Source organism: Sphingomonas sp. SUN039, assembly GCF_024758725.1.
Classification (GTDB): domain Bacteria; phylum Pseudomonadota; class Alphaproteobacteria; order Sphingomonadales; family Sphingomonadaceae; genus Sphingomonas_O.
On the sequence record NZ_CP096972.1, the window covers coordinates 1,594,243 to 1,613,372 of the forward strand.

The window sequence follows — 19,130 nt, forward strand, 5'->3', positions numbered from 1 at the left end:
CTTGCGGCTACTTCACCGCAGCCAGCGCCTCATTGGCCTTGGCCAGCCCCTCATCGGTGATCTTGCCGCCCGACATCGGCGCGAGCTGCTTCAGCGACATCGCCTTGAACTGCTCGTACATCGCATGGGTCGTGACGCCGGGCATCACCGTATCGAGCACAGCCTTTCCGGCCGGATCGGCGGCAATCGTCTCGATCGGCGTGTCGATGGAATATTTCGCTGCAGCGGCAGGAGCCGCCGCAGGCACGGGTGCCGTCGTCTGGGCGGCCAGCGGCGCAACGAAGGTCAGGGCAGTAGCTACAGCAACAAGAAAGCGCATGGATCGGCCTTTCGGGAAAAATTTCCGAACGGCTTAGTTCATCCGTGCGATGGCGCTGTCAACCAGCGACTTGTCGGTCGCGGCATCGTGATGCGCGGCAATCAGCGATGCAGCGGCACCGGCGGCGGCGGCTGCAGCCTTGGCACGGACCTCGGCAATCGCGGCACGCTCGGCGGCGGCAATCTTGTCGTCGGCCATGCCTTTGCGGCGCGCGATCAGCGCGGTGGCATCCGATTCGGCTTTGGCAACAATGGCTTCAGCCTCGGCATGGGCATGGGCGCGCATCGCTTCGGCATCGGCGCTGGCAGCAGCGGCCTTGCCCTCATATTCGGCTTTCAGCGCCTCGGCTTCGGCGCGCAACTGGGTTGCCTCGTCGAGCTGATGGCGGATTTCGCCGATACGCTTGTCGAGCATCCCCGCAACCATCGCCGGGACTTTTTTCCAGATCGCCAGACCGATGACGACGAGCATCGCCAGCGCGACCCACATCGTCGCGTCCAGACCCAGCGCCGAGGGGTCGCTGTGCGGTGCCGCGCCGTGCGCTTCCGTGCCGGCTTTGGTGTGTGCTTCCTCAGCCATGGACCATTGCTTCCTTCACCGCAGACGCAGCAGCAGCGGCGGTCACTTTCGCGCCCGACAGCTTTGCGACCATATCCTGCGCGGCTTCGGCTGCGGCACTTTCGATGCTCGACAGGGCTATGGCCGTTGCCGACCGGATCGATGTTTCGGCTTCGGCAACCTTGGCCGCTGCCTTGACGTCGGCAGCCTTCACCCGCTTTTCAGCGGCGAGGGCAGCCTTGGTCTTGGCTGCAGCGGTTTCCGCCTGAGCCTCGGCCTTGGCCGCCGCCATTTTGGTGCGCCATGCCTCTTCGGTGGCGTCGGCAGCGACCCGCGCCGCCTCCGCCGCCGCCAGATCGTCGGCAACCTTGCGAGCACGCATATCGACCGTCGCTTCGATCTTCGGCAGCATGGCGCGACCGATCCCGAAGTAGATGAGGCCGAAAACGATCAGCAGCCAGAAAATCTGGCCTGCATAGGTGCTCGCGATCTGGGCAATCTGGGGCATCGACTAAAGTCTTAGGCGACGAAGATCAGGATCATCGCGACGACGAACGCGAGCAGACCGAGAAGTTCGGCGGCCGCGAAGCCGATGAACAAACGACCCTGCTGGCCGTCGGCAGCACCCGGATTGCGCAGCGCGCTTTCCAGGAACGAGCCGAACACATTACCCACACCGAGCGCGGCCATGCCGACACCGATGGCGGCGAGACCTGCACCGACGAGCTTTGCTGCTTCTGCGTCCATTATCGTAACTCCTTCGTATATCTTGTTGAAACTAGTGAAGATTGACCGCGTCGTTGATGTACAACGACGTGAGCAGGGCGAAAACATAGGCCTGGATGGCACACACCAGCAGTTCGAGCAGGGTGATTCCGATCATCAGGATGAAGCTGGGCAGCGCCACGACCGGCGCGACCCACAGCGCCTCGGCGTTCAGCCCGTTAATGACGAAGCCCGCAAGCACCTTCATCAGGATGTGTCCCGCCGTCATCGCGACAAAGAGTCGCAGTGCCAGCGAGAACGGGCGGATCAGGAACGAGAACAGCTCGATCACGAACAGCAACGGGACCATGATCGTCGGCGTGCCATGCGGTACGAACAGCGAGAAGAAGTGGAAACCGTGCTTCCAGAAGCCGACGACCAGCACGATCGAAAAGCTGATGACGGCCAGCACACCGGTCACCGTCAGATGGCTCGTCACGGTAAAGGCATGGACGCCGGGGATAATCCCCAGCGGCATCATGCCCAGCATGTTGGCCACGATGATGAACATGAACAGCGAAAAGACGTACGGCACATAGGCCTTGCCCTGCGGCCCGATGTTCTGTGCCAGCATGTTCGAGATGAACCCGGTCACGCTTTCCACCGCGACCTGCCAGCGGCCGGGGACCAGCTCGCGCTTCATGCCGCCGAGCATGAACACCCAGATCAGTCCGAGCACGACGACCATGAACAGCGCCGAATTGGTGAACGACAGATCGTAACCGCCCACGTGCAGCGGAACCAGCGGTTCCACCGTGAACTGGTGCATCGGATCGATCTTGCCGCCTTCAGCCGCCACGTCGTTCAAACCCTTATACGTCGAGAGCGGTCGGACTACTCCGGCCGCTCGCCTGAAATCCTGATGATGTTCCTGAATGCCACGACGATCCCGAGGGCCATCAGGGCAAGCAGGAGAACGGGGGAAGTGCCGAACAGCCGGTCCAACAACCAGCCGATCACCGCACCGCCGACAGGACCGCCGATCAGTTGCGACAGGACGCGATTGCCTTGGGAATATCCCTTCCCCTGACCTTCGCCCACCTTGCCGGACTTGATCGCCTCGTCGCGCTTCGCCGCGTCCAGCCGCTTGTTCAGCGACGTGATTCTCGGGTCTTCGCGGTCTAGGCCGTCCTGCCCGGGATCATCGTTACCCATATCGATCCTCCAGTTACGGACGACGCGACACGGGCGCGAACGACCCCGCCTTGCTGGGCGCGCGTCTAGGAAGGTGACAGGTTCAAGTCAACTCTTGTGCGGTGCGGCAGATCGCGCACCGACGCTTCGCCGGTCAGCTGCAATAATCGGGCAGCGGGATCGGGGCCGCGCCCTGCCGCACCCGCCACACGCCGTCGCGCAGCATATAGGCCTCGCCTGCCCCCACGCGCGTCTTGAGTGTGGTGCAGCCGACGGCCGCCGCGACATCCTTCACCGTCACGCCGCGCTGGCCCGCGAGGTCGGTATAGGCGGCGCGGCGCTTGATGTTGATCGCTTCCATCTCCGCACGGATTTTGTCGGACACGCTGCCCCGCACGCCGAGGAAACCATCGGCCTGTTCGCCGACCTGGCCTGCGTCGATGGCGGCAGCAAGTTCGGAACCCTGCGCCAAGGCAACCCCGCCAGTGGCGAGGAGCAGCGCAGCAATCATCGGTTTGGCGTTCATTTCGGGAACAACTCCGGATTCGAGGTGATCAGGTCCTGGGCATCTTTTTGCAGGCGGACGATGATTTCCTGTTTGATCGTGACGTTAAGGTTGATCTCGATGGGTTTGTCGGGCGCTTTCACGCTGATGCAGCCTGCCAGGAACAGTGGCACCAGCAGTATCGCGGGAACGATAAGCAAAGCGATATTTTTCATGCCTGTCCGATTCGCATTGCCCGTCCCCTTCGTCAATCTTGTTACACCTATGGCTGCTTGCCGCTTGCCTCAGCCTTAACAGCTTTGTCGATTGCACCGCGCGGATCCTGGAAATCGCGCGCCGTCCCCACCAGCCCGCGAAACGGCGCGCGTACGCGGATGTTAAACAGGAACGGCAGCCCGGTGAACGACCGCGCCAGTCCGCTCGGGGCGACCGGCGACCGATTGACCCCGTCGAAGCGGACGAGACTCACCATTTCGCCGTCGAGCGAGCCATCGAGTTCGATGATCAGATTCTTGTAGCGGATCGATTTGAGCGCATCGAAGGCTAGCCGGGTCATCGCATTGGTCTGGGCATTCGACACATCGCCGACATAGGCGAGCGTCCCGCCGCCGGATCGCGCGATAATCTGCCCGCCGACAATGCGCCCTTCGACGATACCGCCAACGCTGGTGCCGAAGACGATCGGCAGGGTGCCGTCGAAAGTGCCGGTCGCCGCGATATTTTCGAGCTTCAGCTGTTCGATAAACTTCGCCGCATCGAGGCCCGTGACGCGGAACGACAGGCGGCGCTCACGAGGGCTGCCGAAATCGAGCGACGCCGGATCGAGCAGCAGCTCGCCGCCCGCAAATGGCCAGCGCCCACGCTCGATCTCGACGATCTGGTTGGGCCGCAGACGGTACGAAATCACGCCGTCCTTCACTTCAGTGCCCGGGTTGACCAGCGCCAGCTTGACCGTCTGGCCGGGCGGCGTCGACAGCGCGATCAGGTCGTCGAACTCGATTTCGCCCGACGCCCCGGTAACTGTGCCGAAGCCCGCCTCGAGGTCGAGGCCGTCGGTGCGGAACCGGCCCGAACTGGTCACCTTGTCGCCGCGCCACTGGACGAGGCCGGTGCCATCGATCGTGCCATAGACACTCGGGACAATCGCTTTGGTCAGCGGCGTAATCGCTTCGGGTTGCAGCAACTTGCCGAATGTCAGCCCCTCCACCGCCAGCCGCGCCTCGCCGACGCCGCGCGACAGGTCGTGCGCGACGGTAACCGTCGTGACGGCGCGACCGGAAACGGGTTCGGTCAGGACTGCGCTCGCGGCGATCCGTCCGTCCTTGAGCCGCAGCTTCACCCCTCGCGCCGACAGCGGGTTGAACCGTATGGTTTCGGCCTGGTCGGCCAACATCACAGTTCCACCGACGTCGAGCGTCCCGCCCGCGAAGGTCCAGTTGCCCTGCCCGGCACTGGCGAGGAACGGCGCCCGCGCGATATTGCCCGACAGACCCGCATAGCGGCCCGACAGGCCCGATGCGCGCGACACGCCGTCGAGCCGCGCAATCCGGAGCTGCGTCCGGCGATCCGCCGTCCCGATCAGGGCCGCAAAGTCCGCGAGCGACACCGGCCCGCCGAGGTCGAACGATGCCCGCGCCGCCGACAAGGCCAGTGGCTGATCGCCGACCCGCCCCGTCAGGCGCAGCGGCCCGGTCCGTGCGCCACCGGCAAACCCGCCGCGCGTGCTGCGGACCAACGCGCCGCCCTGTGTCGGGCACAGCGTCACGCTGCCCGGTGCCAGCATCGTCCCGGCCATTGCGACCCGGTGCCAGGCAACGGGCGTGCATCCCGGCGCGACAAATATATCCCCCGACGAAGCGCGCTGCACGGCCAGCGGCATCCGTATCCCCTCCGCGCGCCCGTCGCCGAGTGGGCCGTCGAGCAGTGCCACGGTCTCCACCCGCATCGTGCCGTCAGGGCGGGCGGCAAAGCGTACCGGGGCCAGCGCCAATTGCGCGCTTCCCGCCCGATAGACCGCCACGTCGAACAAGCCCCGGGTCGTTCCATCGGCGGCGCGGTTCAGCCGACCGCGAACCGCCGGAAAGCCGCCGCCCGTCAGGGAAATATCGGCGTCGGCGGCCACCCCGCCCCGACCGATCACGACAGCCCCGTTGCGGAGCGTCAACATACCGCCACCCCGCGCAGCGACCCGCACATCGGAGAGTCGCGCCGTCGCATCGCGATAGGCGAAGACGGCATCGACGGCGGCCCCATCTCCCGCGCGACCGATCGCTTGCGACAGCGCAGCGGCCAGCGGGCCGACCGGCGTCCCGGCTGCTCCCGCAAACGCGCGGCGCAGAGAGGCCAGCTGAACCGGGTCGGCAAGGGCGCGCGCGACGTTCGCCCGACCATCGGCCGTGATCGACTTCCCGACATCGAATGTGCCGTTCGCGGTCAACCCGGCCAATCGGGTTCCGGCATAGCGGGCAGCAGGCGAGGCGATGGTAAAGCTGCCCTTCGTGTCCGCCGCTGTGCCCGAAAATGCCAGCCGGACTATCGGCTGCGCGACTTGCAGCGCGTCCTGCCGGAGGCCCGCAGCGGCGACATCCGCAGTGCCCTTCCACGTGTCGAACGCCTCGCCCAGCGTCACCTCGAACCGTGTCCGCAGCGGACCGGTGGCGATACCATCGCAGCCCGAGGAGCTTGCGCCCAGCGTGCCGACAAGGTGCGGACGTCGCCGCGTAATTGTCACCTGTGTCAGAGCAATCGGAGACTCCAGCCGACAGACCGCGCGCCCCGCAAAGGGTGCCGTAGCGCGCACCTGTCCATTGAACCCGCTGCTCAGTTGCCCCGCGCCCGTCACATCCGCCGTGAACGCCCCGATATCGGTCGCCAGCGTCACCCGCGTATCCGCCAGCCGGACGTCGATGTCGGGCAGCGCCAGCGGCTTCCCCGTCGGCGCGGGCAGCAATTTGTCGACCGCGCCCCAGCTGACCCGCCCATCCACCACGCGACCGTGCAGGCGTACCCCGCTGGCATTCAGCGCCGTGACCGTGACGCCGCCCCATGTCGGCGCGAGCGACACCTCCGCCCAGTCCGCTGTCAGGTCGGGGTTGGCGGGATCGCCGAGGCGCAGCTTCTCGATCCGTTGGGTCCGGAAGCCGATGTCCCTGATCTCGTAGCTCGCCTGCACGCCCCGCGCCGCCAGCGCGCGGTCGATGGCCCCGGCAGCAATCGGGCGGCGCTGCGACCAGATGAGCGCGAGCGCCACCGCAACGATGGCCGTTCCCACCAGCAGGGCGCGCCCGATCCTGACCTTCGCGAAACCCACACTGACCTCTTCGACGCTCGGGTTACTTTTCGCGCTTTATCGGCCATCGGCAAGCGGTTTGACCCCGGAGCCGCATCGGCTAGTCATCCTGAATGGCCGATGCACCGCCCCCGAACGACACCGCCGGACACCGTGCGCGGCTGCGGGCGCGGTTGCTGGAGAGCAAAGGCGCGGCGCTCGCCGATTATGAGTTGCTCGAATATCTGCTGATGCTCGGCCTGCCGCGCGTCGATACCAAGCCGCTCGCCAAGGCATTGCTGAAGGAGTTCGGCGACCTCCGCCGCGTACTGACCGCCAAACCCGACGAGCTGGCCCGCGTTAAGGGAATGGGCGAAGGAGGGGCGGGAGCGCTCGTCATCGCGCGCGCCACTGCCCAAGCATTGCTCGCTGCACCGCTTCACGACGCGCCGATGCTCGCAAGCTGGCAGGCGCTGCTCGATTACCTGCGCGCCGATATGGCGTGGCTGGTGCACGAGCGGGTGCGCGTGCTGCATCTCGACAGCAAGAACACGCTGATGCGCGACGAGATCGTGAGCGAGGGCTCGGTCGACCAGGCAAATGTCCACGTCAGGGAGATCATAAAGCGCGCCCTCGAAATCGGGTCGTCGGGCCTGATCCTCGTTCACAACCACCCCAGCGGCGACCCGCAACCGAGCCGGGCCGATATCCAGCTGACGCGCGAGATTGTCGAGGCCGGCAAGCGCCTGAACATCGCCGTGCACGACCATGTCATCATCGGGGCGAACGGCCATACCAGCCTGCGCGCGCAAGGGTTGATGTAAACGCAAAACGGGCCGCACCTTGCGATGCGGCCCGTCCCTGCGACCCGACAGGCTTACGCCTTGACGGTCAGGTAGGTCTGCAACTCGGCGAGCGTCACCGATTTGCTCTTGTCCTTGTCGGCAGTCGCAAACGCGCCATCGGCGAACTTGGTCAGTTCGGCGGGCGGCGTCGGCTTGCCGTCGGCCTTTTCTTTCAGCGCGCCGATCCACGTCGCGAACTCGCTCTTGTTGAGCGTCCCGTTGCTGTCCTTGTCATAAGCCGGGAATTCCGATGCGATTAGCGCCTTCGGATCCGACGGCGTGACAGTCGTCGATGTCGTGTCGGTCGTCGTGGTGGCCGGGTCGCTCGGCGGCGTGGCCGGAGTCTGGGTGGTTGTGGTCGTTGATTGGGTCGTGGTGGCACCCGGCGTGGCGGGTTCCATCTGGGCCAGCGCAGGGGTGGCGAGCGCCAGCGCGCTCACTGCGATCAGAAGGGTTTTCATCGGTCTTCTCCGTTGTTTTTCAAAACACTCGGCACGGCAGTCAGCCGTTCCACCGGGTCAACGATGCGGGATAAAAGCCGTTGCTCGACCGACCGCGTTGTCGGCTCGCCTTGTCCCTGCTAGGCGCGCCGCCCATGATCGCACGCTATTCCCGCCCCGCCATGGCCGCGCTCTGGAGCGCCGAAAGCCGTTACCGAATCTGGTTCGAGATCGAGGCGCATGCGCTCGACGCGATGGCCGACCTGGGCGTGGTGCCGCAATCGGCTGCAAAGGCCGTCTGGGACTGGTGGGCGACGAACCCGATGATCGACGTTGCTGCTATCGACGCCATCGAAGCGGTGACCAAGCACGATGTCATCGCATTTCTGACCTGGGTTGCCGACCACGTCGGCGATGAGGCCCGCTTCCTGCATCAGGGGATGACCTCGTCCGACGTGCTCGACACCTGTCTTTCGGTGCAGCTGGCGCGTGCCGCCGACTTGTTGATCGCCGACCTCGACACCTTGTTGGAGGTGCTCAAGCGGCGCGCATTCGAGCACAAGCTCACCCCGACAATCGGACGCAGCCACGGCATCCACGCCGAGCCGGTCACCTTCGGTCTGAAACTGGCGCAGGCCCATGCCGAGTTCGCCCGCAACCGCGCCCGCCTCGTCACGGCGCGCGCCGATATTGCGACCTGCGCGATCTCGGGTGCGGTTGGGACGTTCGCCAATATCGATCCGCGTGTCGAAGCGCATGTTGCCGCCAAGATGGGTCTAGGCATCGAGCCCGTCTCGACGCAGGTTATTCCCCGCGACCGCCATGCGATGTTTTTTGCCACGCTTGGGGTGATCGCCTCCAGCATCGAACGCCTCGCCACCGAAATCCGCCACCTGCAACGCACCGAAGTGCTCGAAGCCGAGGAATATTTCGCGCCCGGGCAAAAGGGCTCGTCGGCCATGCCGCACAAGCGCAACCCGGTGCTGACCGAAAACCTCACCGGCCTCGCCCGCATGGTCCGCAGTGCCGTGACGCCCGCGATGGAGAATGTCGCGCTGTGGCACGAGCGCGACATCAGCCATTCGTCGGTCGAACGCTATATCGGTCCCGACGCGACGATCACGCTCGACTTCGCGCTCGCGCGGCTGACCGGCGTCGTCGACAAGCTGCTCGTCTATCCGGTGCGGATGCAGAAGAACCTCGACCGTATGGGCGGCCTCGTCCATTCGCAGCGTGTCCTGCTCGCGCTGACCCAGGCTGGGATGAGCCGCGAGGATGCCTACAAAGCCGTGCAGCGCAACGCGATGCAGGTCTGGGAATCCGACGGCGCGCTGTCGCTGATGGAATTGCTCAAGGCCGACGCCGATGTCGCCGCATATCTTTCTGTGGCCGAACTCGAGGACAAGTTCGACCTCGGCTATCACTTCGCGCAGGTCGATACGATTTTCGAACGGGTATTCGGGAACGCCTAACGCCCGACGACGCGCTTGCCGCGCAAATCGGGGAGCGCGAAGTCGGTTTTGCCATCGCCGCCGAAACTCGTGCCGATCAGGGTGAACAGACCCCTGTTATCCTCGATCGGCAGCAGCGATCCGTCGCAGAAGGACCAGCCCTTCGGTGCCTGAAGTCCGCCATAAGCGATGATCTGGCCCAGCACCGGCTCATTGTCGGGAAAACCGCCGTCACCGCCGCTCATCGGGTACAGTGCGGCTGTCGCGATGAGGTAGTTGAGGGCGATGCCGGGGACCGCGCCCGCGACCTTCGCGCCGACATCGACTGTCACGCCACCCGCCTGCCCCGCGCCATAGGCCGCCATGCCATTCATGTCGGGAAGCATGAAATCGGCCTGACCGTCGCCGCCGAACAGCGTGCCGATCGTCATGAACAGATCGACGTGCGCGCCGATCGACAGCGTCCGGCCGTCGGCCACCATCCAGCCATCCGGCGCAAAATTTCCTACGAAAGGCACGAGCGCACCGACGGGCGGCGCGCCGACGAGATTGTCGGCAGCGATCAGCCAGGTCATTTCGAGCGTGTCGGCGGTCGTCGCCCCGAGATTGGTGCCGCCGACCACCGACCGGTTCGTCAGGTTCGGCAAGTCGAAGTGCTGTTGCCCGTCACCGCCGAAAGCGGGACCGACCACCGAGAACAGCCCGGTATGGGCGGCGATCGCAAATTGTTGCCCCTGGGCATCGGGCGCGCCGAACGCATCGAGCACCGGTGCCATTGTCTGGATCATGCCGAGCGTGAATACGGGCGTGGTGTTGCCGGTGCCGCGCCGCGGATAATCGCCCCAGGTGGCGATTAGCGACGTCAGGGCAAGTGTGGAAGCAGTGGCCATGCGCGTGTCTCCGCTTGGGGAAATGTCACGCTAACAGTCGCGGTTCGGAACGGCAACGTGACGATCAGCCTTTCGAGGCGGGACTATGCCCAGACAACCTCACCGGCCTCGGTCAACAGCTTGAGCGTCGTCGCCGCGCCGCATTGCTGCGACCTCGCCCTGGCATTGAAGCTGCCATCCGCGACGAATTTGCCCGCCTCATAATGGTTCGAGAAGCTCCACAGATAGGGAGTCGGGACGCCGAGCCGCCGGTAGCCGAAGCCGTTATACGCCTCCAGCCGGTAGAGCGTGCGTTCGAGCGACCAGTCGGTCGCGCCGGCAAAGCCCATTAGCTTGAGCGCATCGACGGCGCTCGCTTCCCAGTCATAGGGCGCGGTCCAGGCTTTGGGTCGGCCAGCGGGAACCTGCCGCGTCCGCTGGCTAAGCGGGGCGTCGCCATTGTGGAGGTGGGCGCGGAAATTATAGCTCGCCTCCAGTCCGTGGATCAGGCCGATGAAATACCACGGCACGTCGGTAGCGCGCGTCACCGCTTCATAGCGTCGCCGGAACTGGCGCAGCGCCGTGACATGCCAGCGCGCAAGGTCGCCGCGTTCTGGCCGCAAGGCGGCCGAGGCGAACAGCGCGGCATATTCGTCCTTCAACCCGGCGAAATCGCGGGCGCGGCTGGGGACGCGCTTCTCGTCGAACGCCTCTGGAATGACATGCTGCGTGGCGTTGACGTCCGCGAGCAACTCGCCCGCGCGGTCGCCGAGTTCGACGTTGCTCGCCTCGGTCCGCTCGATGATCGATACCAGCCGCGGCACACCCGCAGCGTAAAGGTCGTCGGCGTTGACCGGCGTAGGCGCAGTCGGATCGGCGGCAGGTTCGAGCGAAAGCGGTGTCGGCTTCAGGCCGAGGGCCGATACCTGATTTTCCAGCACGGTCATGGCGGCAACGATACCGGCGACATCGACCGGTTTACCCGGTTGCGGCGGCGGTGGCGCAGGTGTCTTCAGCAGGCCGAGCATGCGCAGCAGCGCCGAGACGGGATCGCGCGCCTGGGCAGCGGCACTCGATCCGGTAGCGACTCCCAGCAGAGCCGCCGCGCCGGTTTTCAGGATCGTGCGGCGATGCTGCCGAACCCGCTCCATGACGCCCCCTTTCCTTGCCCGGCGAGACTATCACGCCGACGCGGCATTGCCAGATCGAACGGGCATGGATTGCATAAACTGCATTCGAGATTGAAATCGTTGCGGTTGTAATACAACACTGAATTACTAGGTATTGCCGCGTTGCAGCATAAGGTTTGCAACTGGGGGCCGGCCTCTTCCGGATAACAGGAGACTGCAGGTGCAGAATTTCGAATTGGCGGTTTTCACCGTCGCTGCGATCCTCGCCCAGGTCCTGCTCGCGACGGCGATCGTCGCTTAAGTAAGACCCGGGCGAACCGCCCGCCCCGCGCGTAACCGCCCGGGGTGGGCGGACAGCTCGCTCCTCCTCACACGATATCGTCGAACACCGCGCGCAACTTGTCGAAGAAGCCCGTCGACTTCGGGCATTCCTCGCCGGTTTCGGTTTCGCGGAAGGATTCGAGCAGCTCGCGCTGCTTCGCGGTCAGCCGCGTCGGGGTTTCGACCTCGATCTGGACCACGAGATCGCCCTGCCCGCGCGCGTTGAGCACCGGCATCCCTGCCCCGCGCTGACGCAATTGCTTGCCCGACTGGATGCCCGCCGGGATGCGGATCTCGTGGCGGGTCTGGTCGAGCCCCGGTATCTCGATGCTGCCGCCGAGCGCCGCCGTCGTGAAGCTGATCGGCGCGCGACAGAACAGGGTCGTCCCCTCGCGTTCGAAGATCGCGTGGCGCTTCACATGCAGGAAAATGTAAAGGTCGCCCGCCGGTGCGCCGCGCGCGCCCGCCTCGCCTTCGCCCGACAGGCGGATGCGCGTGCCCTCGTCGACGCCTGCCGGAATGTTGACCGACAGCGTCTTGGCCTTGTCGACGCGGCCCTCGCCGCGACAGGACGGGCACGGGTCGGCAATGACCTGCCCCGCGCCGTGACACGCGGGACACGTCCGCTCGACGACGAAAAATCCCTGTTGCGCGCGGACTTTGCCGTGCCCGCCGCAGGTGCCGCATTGCTTTGCCGAGGTGCCGGGCTTGGCTCCCGAACCGCCACACGGCCCGCACTGGGTGGAAACTTCGACGCTGACTTCGGTGGCTTTGCCGTGGAACGCGTCCTCGAGCGTGATTTCGAGGTCGTAGCGCAGGTCCGCCCCGCGTTGCGGTCCGCGCTGGCGACCGCCGCGTCCCCCGCCCATGAACTCGCCGAAAATATTGTCGAAAATGTCCGAGAAGCCCTCGAACCCCTGCCCCTGCCCGCCACCGCCGCCATTCTGGAACGCGGCATGGCCGAACCGGTCGTAGGCGGCGCGCTTTTGCGGGTCTTTCAGGCAGTCGTACGCTTCAGAGATCGCCTTGAACTTCGATTCGGACTCATGACAGCCGGGATTCTTGTCCGGATGGAATTTCATCGCGAGCTTGCGATAGGACGATTTGATCGTCCCGTCGTCGGCGGTCCGTTCGACCTCCAGCAGCTCGTAATAGTCGGTGTCAGCCACTGCCGCCCCTCACACGCTTTGACTGCCCGGCACAGGCCGGGCAGTCAAAGGTCACAAAAGTCACACCTGAACGATCACGCCTTCGGCGCGTCGTCGACCTCGGAAAACTCGGCGTCGACCACGTCCTCGCTCTCGGCTGAGGCAGTCTCGGCCCCCGGCGACGCGCTTGCGGCCTGTTCCTTCTCGTAGATCGCCTGCCCCATTTTCATGGCAACCTGCGTCAGCGCATTGGTCTTTTCGGTCATCGCCTCGACATCGCCGCCCTCGACCGCCGTCTTGGCCTCGGCCACCGCCGCTTCGATCTCGGCCTTGAGCGCTGCGTCGATCTTGTCGCCATTGTCGGCGAGCTGGCGCTCGGTCGAATGGATCAGCGATTCGGCGTTGTTCTTCGCCTCGGCGGCAGCACGACGGACCTTGTCCTCCTCGGCGAACTGCTCGGCGTCCTTGACCATCTGGTCGATGTCCGCGTCGCTGAGGCCGCCCGATGCCTGAATCTTGATCTGCTGTTCCTTGCCGGTGCCCTTGTCCTTGGCACTGACGTTGACGATCCCGTTCGCGTCGATGTCGAAGGTGACTTCGATCTGCGGCACGCCACGCGGCGCAGGCGGAATGCCGACGAGATCGAACTGGCCAAGGATCTTGTTGTCCGCCGCCATTTCGCGCTCGCCCTGAAACACACGGATCGTCACCGCGCCCTGATTGTCGTCGGCAGTCGAATAGGTCTGCGACTTCTTGGTCGGGATCGTCGTGTTGCGGTCGATCATCCGCGTGAACACCCCGCCCAAGGTCTCGATGCCGAGCGACAGCGGCGTCACGTCGAGCAGCAGCACGTCCTTGACGTCGCCCTGCAACACGCCCGCCTGAATCGCGGCGCCCATCGCGACGACTTCATCGGGATTGACGCCGGTGTGCGGCTCCTTCCCGAAGAAGTTCTTCACGACTTCGCGGACACGCGGCATGCGCGTCATGCCGCCGACGAGGACGACCTCGTCGATTTTGTCCGCCGTCAGGCCCGCATCGGCCAGCGCCTTTTTGCAAGGCTCCAACGTGCGCGTGACAAGGCTTTCGACCAGCTTTTCGAGGTCGGCACGGGTCAGCGTCTCCACCAGATGCAGCGGCGTCGTCGTGCCGCCCTCCATGCGCGCGGTGATGAACGGCAGGTTGATCTCGGTCGTCGCCGACGACGACAGCTCGATCTTGGCCTTTTCGCCCGCTTCCTTCAGCCGCTGCAGCGCGAGCTTGTCGGTCTTGAGATCGAGGCCTTCCTTCTTTTTGAAGGCATCTGCGAGAAATTCGACGATCTTGTTGTCGAAATCCTCACCGCCCAGGAAGGTGTCGCCGTTGGTCGACTTCACCTCGAACACGCCGTCGCCGATTTCGAGGATGGAAATGTCAAACGTGCCGCCGCCGAGATCGTAAACCGCAATCGTCTTGCCGTCCTGCTTCTCGAGGCCATAGGCCAGCGCGGCCGCGGTCGGCTCGTTGATGATGCGCAGCACGTCGAGGCCAGCGATTTTCCCTGCGTCCTTGGTCGCCTGACGCTGGGCATCATTGAAGTACGCCGGAACGGTCACAACCGCCTGCGTGACGTTCTCGCCGAGATAGCTTTCGGCGGTCTCTTTCATCTTCTGCAGGATGAACGCGCTGATCTGCGCGGGCGAATAATCCTCGCCACCGGCCTTCACCCAGGCGTCGCCGTTCGGCCCCTTGGCAATGGTGTAGGGAACCAGCTCGGTATCCTTCTTGGTGATCGGGTCGTCGAACCGGCGACCGATCAGCCGCTTCACCGCGAAAATCGTGTTGTCGGGGTTGGTGACGGCCTGACGCTTGGCGGGCTGGCCGATCAGCCGTTCGCCATCCTTGGCGAAGGCGACAATCGACGGCGTGGTGCGCGCGCCTTCGGCATTCTCGATCACCTTGGGTTTGCCGCCCTCCATGACCGACACGCACGAGTTGGTCGTGCCGAGGTCGATCCCGATAACTTTTGCCATATCCGTGTCTTGCCCTGCATGTTGGTGGGACGGCGAGACGCCGAGCCCGGTTGAAGAGGTTCAGGGGCGATATAGGTGCCGATTCCCTTGCCGCAAGAAGCGGTGGACCCTAGCTATCGTGCCGAACAGCGACGAAAGGGTTCTGAATGCGTGCTTTAGGATTGATCGGAGCCGTTTCGGCGATTGCGCTGGCCGGGTGCGCCGCCAAGCCGACCGAACCGACGGTCGCCGATGCCATTGTCCGCATGGCCGCCAATCCCAAGGCGCCGTCTGCGGGTTACTTCACCCTGAAAGGGGGACCGAAGGACGATACCTTGCTGACCGTCACCTCGCCCGTCGTCATCCGCGTCGAGATGCACGAGAGCATGACCGGCGGCAACATGGCCAGCATGAAGCCGCTCGACGGCGGGGTTGTCGTACCCGCCAACAGCGATGTGAAATTCGAACCCGGCGGCAAGCACATCATGCTCTACAACATCAATCCGGGCATGAAGGTCGGCCAGACGATGCGGCTCGATTTCGTCTTCGCCAGCGGCCTGCAATTATCGGCCTATGCCCCGTTGCGCGCGGCCGGATCGGCGGAATAGCGCATGGACGGACGGCCGCTGACGCCGTCGGAAGTAGCGCTGGCACGGTCGATGTTCGGCGATGCGATCGACTATGTGCCGGTGCGGGTCCACCGGCGCAAATGGGCGTTTTTTCAGCCGCGCAATGTCGTGATGGCCCCCGACGGGCATATCTGGTTCCATCCCGCCGACAGCCGGTACAGCGCGGATTTCTGCGGTTGTGCACCGGATATGCAGGGGCTGTTCCTGCACGAGATGACGCATGTCTGGCAGCGGCAGCAGGGGATTTACCTGCCCCTCCGACGGCACGCATTCTGTCGCTACGGCTATGTGCTGAAACCCGGCCAGCGGTTCGGACGCTACGGGCTGGAGCAGCAAGCCGAAATCGTGCGTCACGCCTTTTTGATTCGCGAAGGGCGCACCGTTCCCGGCGCGCCCCCGCTAGATCAGTACAGGTCGGTTCTGCCGTTCCTCGGCAGCTAGGACCAAGGGACTGTCCCTGCTTGAGGACCGTCCCTCTTCACCTTGGCAGGAAACAGTCCCCAAGCGGGGACAGTCCCCAGCACTGTTACTTGACGTAAACCTCGACCCGCCGCGCTTCCGCCGCCGTCACCGTCGCATCGGTCGCCGCTTCGGGCTTGATGAGTTCGATGGCCGTGTCGGGGATGGTCGCTGCGACCAGCGCCGCCTTCACCGCCTCCGCCCGCTTTTTCGACAGCGCCGCATTTACTGCCGCATTGCCGGTCGGATCGTTGTAGCCCGACACGCCGAGCGAACTGCCCGCATGGCCGTCGAGATAGGCTTTCACCTTCGCGGCCTCGGCCGCGAATTCGGGCGCGACATCGGCCTTTCCGGTCGCGAAATACACCTTCACGACGGGCTTTTCGTCGCGCACTTCGGCGACGATCCCGGCACCTTCCGGCACCGCTGCTTCGACCACCGGTGCCGCGACAGGTGCCGTCTCGGGCGCTGCCGTGGCAACGGCAGCGGGCTTGTGCATGAACAACAGCCAGAGCAGCGCGAGTGCAAGCAGCCCAAGCGCCAGCCACATGAACATGCGGATTTCCTTGCCGCCGCCACCGTCGCTGAACAGGCTCAGCCTGCGCCCGAGCGGACTCGAATCGCCTTTCCAGTTCCCGATTGCAGAGGCCGCAACGCCTGCAGCGGCGGCGCCTGCGGCAGTTGCTGCGACGGCGGAGTTTGCGACCGGCGCGGCAGGCTTGGCGGCGACAACCGGGGCTGCCGCAGCAACGACCGGCGCGGCGGCAAGTGCGGCGAGCGGGGCAGCTGCCTTAGGCGCGGCCGTTTTCGCTGCTGCCTTGGGCGCGGTGGCCTTGGGCGCTGCTGCCTTTGTAGCCGCTGCCTTGGCGGTAGCAGCCTTCGGCTTGGGCGTTTTGGCCGCAGCCGCTGCGACACCCGCTGCCGCCGCCAGTCCGGCAGCCGCCGCCACCGGCGCGGCCTTCGCCGCCGTCGCCTTGGCTGCTTTCACGAACAGGCCGTGCATCCCGAACTTGTCCGAGAGCAGGTAATAGACGGTCACGCGGTTCTTGGTACGGTCGGCCTTCATCCGCTCGCCGACCTCGGCAATCGCGGCATCGAGCACCGCATCGCTATCGGTCAGCCCGCATTTCTTCTTGAGGAAGTTGTTGCGGACGCGCGCGAGTTCGACAGGGTCGCTGAACGCCACCAGCGATGAATCGACCTTTTGCAGGGCGATCCCGCAATAGCGCACGATCCCCGCGATCACGCCGTCATCGGCGTCCGGCGCATATTTCTTGACGTCGCTTGCCCAGTCCTTGGCCATATCTTCCTCCCCGTCGCCCGCCGCGTCGCGGCGCAGTCCGACACATTGCTAGCGTATCGATTGCAAAAGGTAAGCCGGAATCATTTCGGGCGTGAATTGCAAACAATGGTGGCACCGTGCGGTGGCTGGACGCCAGTGCAACGGGCGCTATCGTTGCGGCGAAGGAGTATCGCCTTGGACCAGCCGCTTGACACGTTCCGTTCCTCGACCTGGGGCTGGCTGCGCGGGACGCTCGCGGGCTGGGCAACGCTGGCGCTGTGCCTCGTCGGGATCGGACTGGTCATCGTCCTGATCAAATGGATCGAAAATCTGGCAACGACCTACGAGATTTCCGAAGACCGGCTGATCCTCCGCAAGGGCATTTTCGTCAAAAGCATCGACGAGGTCGAACTATACCGGGTGAAGGACGTGCGGCTGGATTTCACCCTCATCAACCAATGGGCGAACATCGGCACGATCACGATATCATCGAGCGATGAAACCACCCGCGACGCGCCACTGGTCATCCGCGATGTCGACAATGCGAACACGCGGCGCGAGAAATTGCGGCGGCTGGTCGAAGCTGCGCGGGTGAAGCGACGGGTGCGTGAACTGGATGTCGGGGGCGAGGGGTTTAGCGAAAAATAACGAACAAGAGTTCCAGCAATCTCGAAATTTATTGACCAAAAGTTATTCGAGAGCAGATACATTTTTTATGCCGCCCCATTCACCTAAATCAATTCTAATCGGGACGCTCATATCAGTAACTGGGATTCGCTTCATATTTCCAAAAATAAATGACTCATTGCCTTTTATATAAATTATGTAAGCATTGTTTATATTGTATGCATCCAATCCAGTAGATACCGAAAAATGAAATTGATTGGTATTTGTCCAAACTATTTTTTCAATATTCACATATGAAAAAGGTTGATGAAAATCGATTTTCGTTTTCATATTTGGAACTATTCCAAGCACAATAATTTCTTTTGAGCTAGCAAGCGCAATTTTTTTTCCATCGGGAGAAACAGAGTAAATCGATGGTGCAAATTGTCGAGCTTCAAATAAGGTTTCTTTGGCGTTTTGAACCTTATAGATTCCTTGTTGTCGAAAAAATCCACCATCCCGCCAGTCGAGCTTAGGTTCTGGTTCGATGGTAGCGACTGAAAACGATAGCTTACCAGAACCGGGTTCGACCGGATCACAATCTACCGACAAAGGTAGAGCTAAACATATAAGTGTGTCTTTCAAATCTCTACCGGTGGTCGATCTTAGAAACACGTCGGTAACAGCAAACGCAATAGGTACTAAAATCCATAGAATTTTTCCAAGCGGCGTCTTTCCCAACCAACCCACGCAAACGAACAAGACAGCTAACGCCGCTCCGATGACCAAAATACTATCAACTAAGAGACTTGTCACTTACCCCCCCCCCGGGCGACCCTAATCTCAAGAAACGTCCTACAATTAAGTGGTCTTTGCAACCCCGACCATCGCCGCACGCAGCAACCGGTCGCGGATCATATAGCCTGCCTGCATCTCTTGCACGATCGTGCCGGGCTCCGCATCGCTCGGCAGTTCGATCATCGCTTGGTGCTTGTTCGGGTCGAGCTTCTCCCCGACCGACAAAATCCGCGTGATGCCGTTGCGCTCGAACACCTTGTCGAGTTCGCGCCCGGTTGCTTCGAGGCCCACGACCAGCCCCTTGAACTTGTCGTCGTCGCGCAATTCCTGCGGAATAGCATCCAGCGCGCGCGACAGGTTGTCGGCGACCGACAGCACGTCACGCGCGAAATTCGTGGCCGCATAGGCGCGGGCGTCCTGCGCGTCCTTTTCCATGCGGCGGCGGACGTTCTGCGTCTCGGCCTGTGCGTAGAGCACGGCCTGCTTGGTCTCGGCCAGTTCGGCCTCGAGCGCGGCGTACTGCGCCTCCGGATTGGGTTCCGACGGCGCGCCCTCGGCAACCATTTCGTCTTCGGCTGCTAAATCCTGTGCCGCGTCGTTTTCGTTCATCTG

22 protein-coding genes are annotated in these 19,130 nt (G+C 63.7%); 5 read left to right on the top strand and 17 right to left on the bottom strand.

What is annotated here, in order from left to right; all coding sequences use genetic code 11:
* Positions 1–7 precede the first annotated feature (7 nt).
* The 9 genes from M0209_RS07745 to M0209_RS07785 form a co-directional block, all read right to left on the bottom strand.
* The gene (locus M0209_RS07745; RefSeq protein WP_258887707.1) at positions 8–319 is read right to left on the bottom strand and encodes a hypothetical protein; all 312 of its coding nucleotides are present in this window, start codon (positions 317–319) and stop codon (positions 8–10) included.
* A gap of 33 nt (positions 320–352) precedes the next feature.
* Positions 353–898, bottom strand: a complete 546-nt coding sequence (locus tag M0209_RS07750) for a F0F1 ATP synthase subunit B (RefSeq protein ID WP_258887708.1) — start codon at positions 896–898, stop codon at positions 353–355.
* On the bottom strand, positions 891–1,385 hold the full coding sequence (locus M0209_RS07755; RefSeq protein WP_258887709.1) for an ATPase: 495 nt from the start codon (positions 1,383–1,385) through the stop codon (positions 891–893). Before M0209_RS07755 ends, M0209_RS07750 begins: the two co-directional genes overlap by 8 nt.
* Positions 1,386–1,396: 11 nt before the next feature.
* Positions 1,397–1,624, bottom strand: a complete 228-nt coding sequence (locus M0209_RS07760) for a F0F1 ATP synthase subunit C (RefSeq protein ID WP_258887710.1) — start codon at positions 1,622–1,624, stop codon at positions 1,397–1,399.
* Positions 1,625–1,655: 31 nt separating this feature from the next.
* Positions 1,656–2,441 (bottom strand): F0F1 ATP synthase subunit A, encoded by a 786-nt coding sequence (locus M0209_RS07765; RefSeq protein WP_258887711.1) that lies wholly within the window; start codon positions 2,439–2,441, stop codon positions 1,656–1,658.
* Positions 2,442–2,476: 35 nt separating this feature from the next.
* Positions 2,477–2,797, bottom strand: a complete 321-nt coding sequence (locus tag M0209_RS07770) for an AtpZ/AtpI family protein (RefSeq protein WP_258887712.1) — start codon at positions 2,795–2,797, stop codon at positions 2,477–2,479.
* Positions 2,798–2,930: 133 nt separating this feature from the next.
* Positions 2,931–3,302, bottom strand: coding sequence for a YdbL family protein (locus M0209_RS07775; RefSeq protein ID WP_258887713.1), 372 nt, complete (start codon positions 3,300–3,302; stop codon positions 2,931–2,933).
* The gene (locus tag M0209_RS07780; protein ID WP_258887714.1) at positions 3,299–3,496 is read right to left on the bottom strand and encodes a YnbE family lipoprotein; all 198 of its coding nucleotides are present in this window, start codon (positions 3,494–3,496) and stop codon (positions 3,299–3,301) included. The genes M0209_RS07775 and M0209_RS07780 overlap by 4 nt, the downstream gene beginning before the upstream one ends.
* Before the next feature lie 47 nt (positions 3,497–3,543).
* Entirely contained in the window at positions 3,544–6,591 is a 3,048-nt protein-coding gene (locus tag M0209_RS07785; RefSeq protein ID WP_258887715.1) for a YdbH domain-containing protein, read from the bottom strand.
* A 92-nt stretch (positions 6,592–6,683) separates the two neighbouring features.
* Between M0209_RS07785 and radC the strand changes: the two genes are divergently transcribed.
* Positions 6,684–7,373 (top strand): RadC family protein, encoded by a 690-nt coding sequence (radC, locus tag M0209_RS07790; protein ID WP_258887716.1) that lies wholly within the window; start codon positions 6,684–6,686, stop codon positions 7,371–7,373.
* Between the two features lie 53 nt (positions 7,374–7,426).
* Here the strand turns inward: radC and M0209_RS07795 are convergent, their stop codons facing one another.
* Positions 7,427–7,855: an EF-hand domain-containing protein gene (locus tag M0209_RS07795; protein ID WP_258887717.1), complete on the bottom strand. Its 429-nt coding sequence runs from the start codon at positions 7,853–7,855 to the stop codon at positions 7,427–7,429.
* Positions 7,856–7,989: 134 nt separating this feature from the next.
* On the opposite strand from M0209_RS07795, the gene purB reads away from it, so the two are divergent.
* Positions 7,990–9,306 carry an adenylosuccinate lyase gene (gene purB / locus M0209_RS07800; RefSeq protein ID WP_258887718.1) on the top strand — a complete coding sequence of 439 codons (1,317 nt, stop codon included), beginning with the start codon at positions 7,990–7,992 and terminating at the stop codon, positions 9,304–9,306.
* Here purB and M0209_RS07805 read toward each other — a convergent pair.
* The 4 genes from M0209_RS07805 to dnaK form a co-directional block, all read right to left on the bottom strand.
* The gene (locus tag M0209_RS07805; protein ID WP_258887719.1) at positions 9,303–10,175 is read right to left on the bottom strand and encodes a tail fiber protein; all 873 of its coding nucleotides are present in this window, start codon (positions 10,173–10,175) and stop codon (positions 9,303–9,305) included. The two genes, purB and M0209_RS07805, sit on opposite strands and share 4 nt — an antisense overlap.
* A gap of 83 nt (positions 10,176–10,258) precedes the next feature.
* Positions 10,259–11,305, bottom strand: coding sequence for a hypothetical protein (locus M0209_RS07810; RefSeq protein WP_258887720.1), 1,047 nt, complete (start codon positions 11,303–11,305; stop codon positions 10,259–10,261).
* A gap of 347 nt (positions 11,306–11,652) precedes the next feature.
* The gene (gene dnaJ, locus M0209_RS07815; protein WP_258887721.1) at positions 11,653–12,774 is read right to left on the bottom strand and encodes a molecular chaperone DnaJ; all 1,122 of its coding nucleotides are present in this window, start codon (positions 12,772–12,774) and stop codon (positions 11,653–11,655) included.
* Between the two features lie 74 nt (positions 12,775–12,848).
* Positions 12,849–14,765: a molecular chaperone DnaK gene (dnaK, locus tag M0209_RS07820; RefSeq protein WP_258887722.1), complete on the bottom strand. Its 1,917-nt coding sequence runs from the start codon at positions 14,763–14,765 to the stop codon at positions 12,849–12,851.
* Between the two features lie 146 nt (positions 14,766–14,911).
* Here dnaK and M0209_RS07825 point away from each other — a divergent pair, with 146 nt between their 5' ends.
* Both M0209_RS07825 and M0209_RS07830 read left to right on the top strand, forming a co-directional pair.
* Complete coding sequence (locus tag M0209_RS07825; protein WP_258887723.1) at positions 14,912–15,352, top strand: copper chaperone PCu(A)C; 441 nt, start codon at positions 14,912–14,914, stop codon at positions 15,350–15,352.
* Between the two features lie 3 nt (positions 15,353–15,355).
* On the top strand, positions 15,356–15,814 hold the full coding sequence (locus tag M0209_RS07830) for a vgr related protein (RefSeq protein ID WP_258887724.1): 459 nt from the start codon (positions 15,356–15,358) through the stop codon (positions 15,812–15,814).
* A gap of 85 nt (positions 15,815–15,899) precedes the next feature.
* Here M0209_RS07830 and M0209_RS07835 read toward each other — a convergent pair whose 3' ends face one another.
* Positions 15,900–17,135 carry a DUF2853 family protein gene (locus tag M0209_RS07835; protein ID WP_258887725.1) on the bottom strand — a complete coding sequence of 412 codons (1,236 nt, stop codon included), beginning with the start codon at positions 17,133–17,135 and terminating at the stop codon, positions 15,900–15,902.
* 174 nt (positions 17,136–17,309) lie between these two features.
* Here M0209_RS07835 and M0209_RS07840 point away from each other — a divergent pair, with 174 nt between their 5' ends.
* On the top strand, positions 17,310–17,762 hold the full coding sequence (locus tag M0209_RS07840; protein WP_258887726.1) for a PH domain-containing protein: 453 nt from the start codon (positions 17,310–17,312) through the stop codon (positions 17,760–17,762).
* A gap of 42 nt (positions 17,763–17,804) precedes the next feature.
* On the opposite strand, the gene M0209_RS07845 is transcribed toward M0209_RS07840, so the two are convergent.
* Both M0209_RS07845 and grpE read right to left on the bottom strand, forming a co-directional pair.
* Complete coding sequence (locus M0209_RS07845; protein ID WP_258887727.1) at positions 17,805–18,536, bottom strand: hypothetical protein; 732 nt, start codon at positions 18,534–18,536, stop codon at positions 17,805–17,807.
* Positions 18,537–18,581: 45 nt separating this feature from the next.
* Entirely contained in the window at positions 18,582–19,127 is a 546-nt protein-coding gene (grpE, locus tag M0209_RS07850; protein WP_258887728.1) for a nucleotide exchange factor GrpE, read from the bottom strand.
* Positions 19,128–19,130 lie beyond the last annotated feature (3 nt).

Bases quoted from the DNA above. Each gene is read 5' to 3' on its own strand.
- M0209_RS07745 (WP_258887707.1), bottom strand. From the start codon at position 319: ATGCGCTTTCTTGTTGCTGTAGCTACTGCCCTGACCTTCGTTGCGCCG.
- M0209_RS07750 (WP_258887708.1), bottom strand. From the start codon at position 898: ATGGCTGAGGAAGCACACACCAAAGCCGGCACGGAAGCGCACGGCGCG.
- M0209_RS07755 (WP_258887709.1), bottom strand. From the start codon at position 1,385: ATGCCCCAGATTGCCCAGATCGCGAGCACCTATGCAGGCCAGATTTTC.
- M0209_RS07760 (WP_258887710.1), bottom strand. From the start codon at position 1,624: ATGGACGCAGAAGCAGCAAAGCTCGTCGGTGCAGGTCTCGCCGCCATC.
- M0209_RS07770 (WP_258887712.1), bottom strand. From the start codon at position 2,797: ATGGGTAACGATGATCCCGGGCAGGACGGCCTAGACCGCGAAGACCCG.
- M0209_RS07775 (WP_258887713.1), bottom strand. From the start codon at position 3,302: ATGAACGCCAAACCGATGATTGCTGCGCTGCTCCTCGCCACTGGCGGG.
- M0209_RS07780 (WP_258887714.1), bottom strand. From the start codon at position 3,496: ATGAAAAATATCGCTTTGCTTATCGTTCCCGCGATACTGCTGGTGCCA.
- radC (WP_258887716.1), top strand. From the start codon at position 6,684: ATGGCCGATGCACCGCCCCCGAACGACACCGCCGGACACCGTGCGCGG.
- M0209_RS07795 (WP_258887717.1), bottom strand. From the start codon at position 7,855: ATGAAAACCCTTCTGATCGCAGTGAGCGCGCTGGCGCTCGCCACCCCT.
- purB (WP_258887718.1), top strand. From the start codon at position 7,990: ATGATCGCACGCTATTCCCGCCCCGCCATGGCCGCGCTCTGGAGCGCC.
- M0209_RS07805 (WP_258887719.1), bottom strand. From the start codon at position 10,175: ATGGCCACTGCTTCCACACTTGCCCTGACGTCGCTAATCGCCACCTGG.
- M0209_RS07810 (WP_258887720.1), bottom strand. From the start codon at position 11,305: ATGGAGCGGGTTCGGCAGCATCGCCGCACGATCCTGAAAACCGGCGCG.
- dnaK (WP_258887722.1), bottom strand. From the start codon at position 14,765: ATGGCAAAAGTTATCGGGATCGACCTCGGCACGACCAACTCGTGCGTG.
- M0209_RS07825 (WP_258887723.1), top strand. From the start codon at position 14,912: ATGCGTGCTTTAGGATTGATCGGAGCCGTTTCGGCGATTGCGCTGGCC.
- M0209_RS07830 (WP_258887724.1), top strand. From the start codon at position 15,356: ATGGACGGACGGCCGCTGACGCCGTCGGAAGTAGCGCTGGCACGGTCG.
- M0209_RS07835 (WP_258887725.1), bottom strand. From the start codon at position 17,135: ATGGCCAAGGACTGGGCAAGCGACGTCAAGAAATATGCGCCGGACGCC.
- grpE (WP_258887728.1), bottom strand. From the start codon at position 19,127: ATGAACGAAAACGACGCGGCACAGGATTTAGCAGCCGAAGACGAAATG.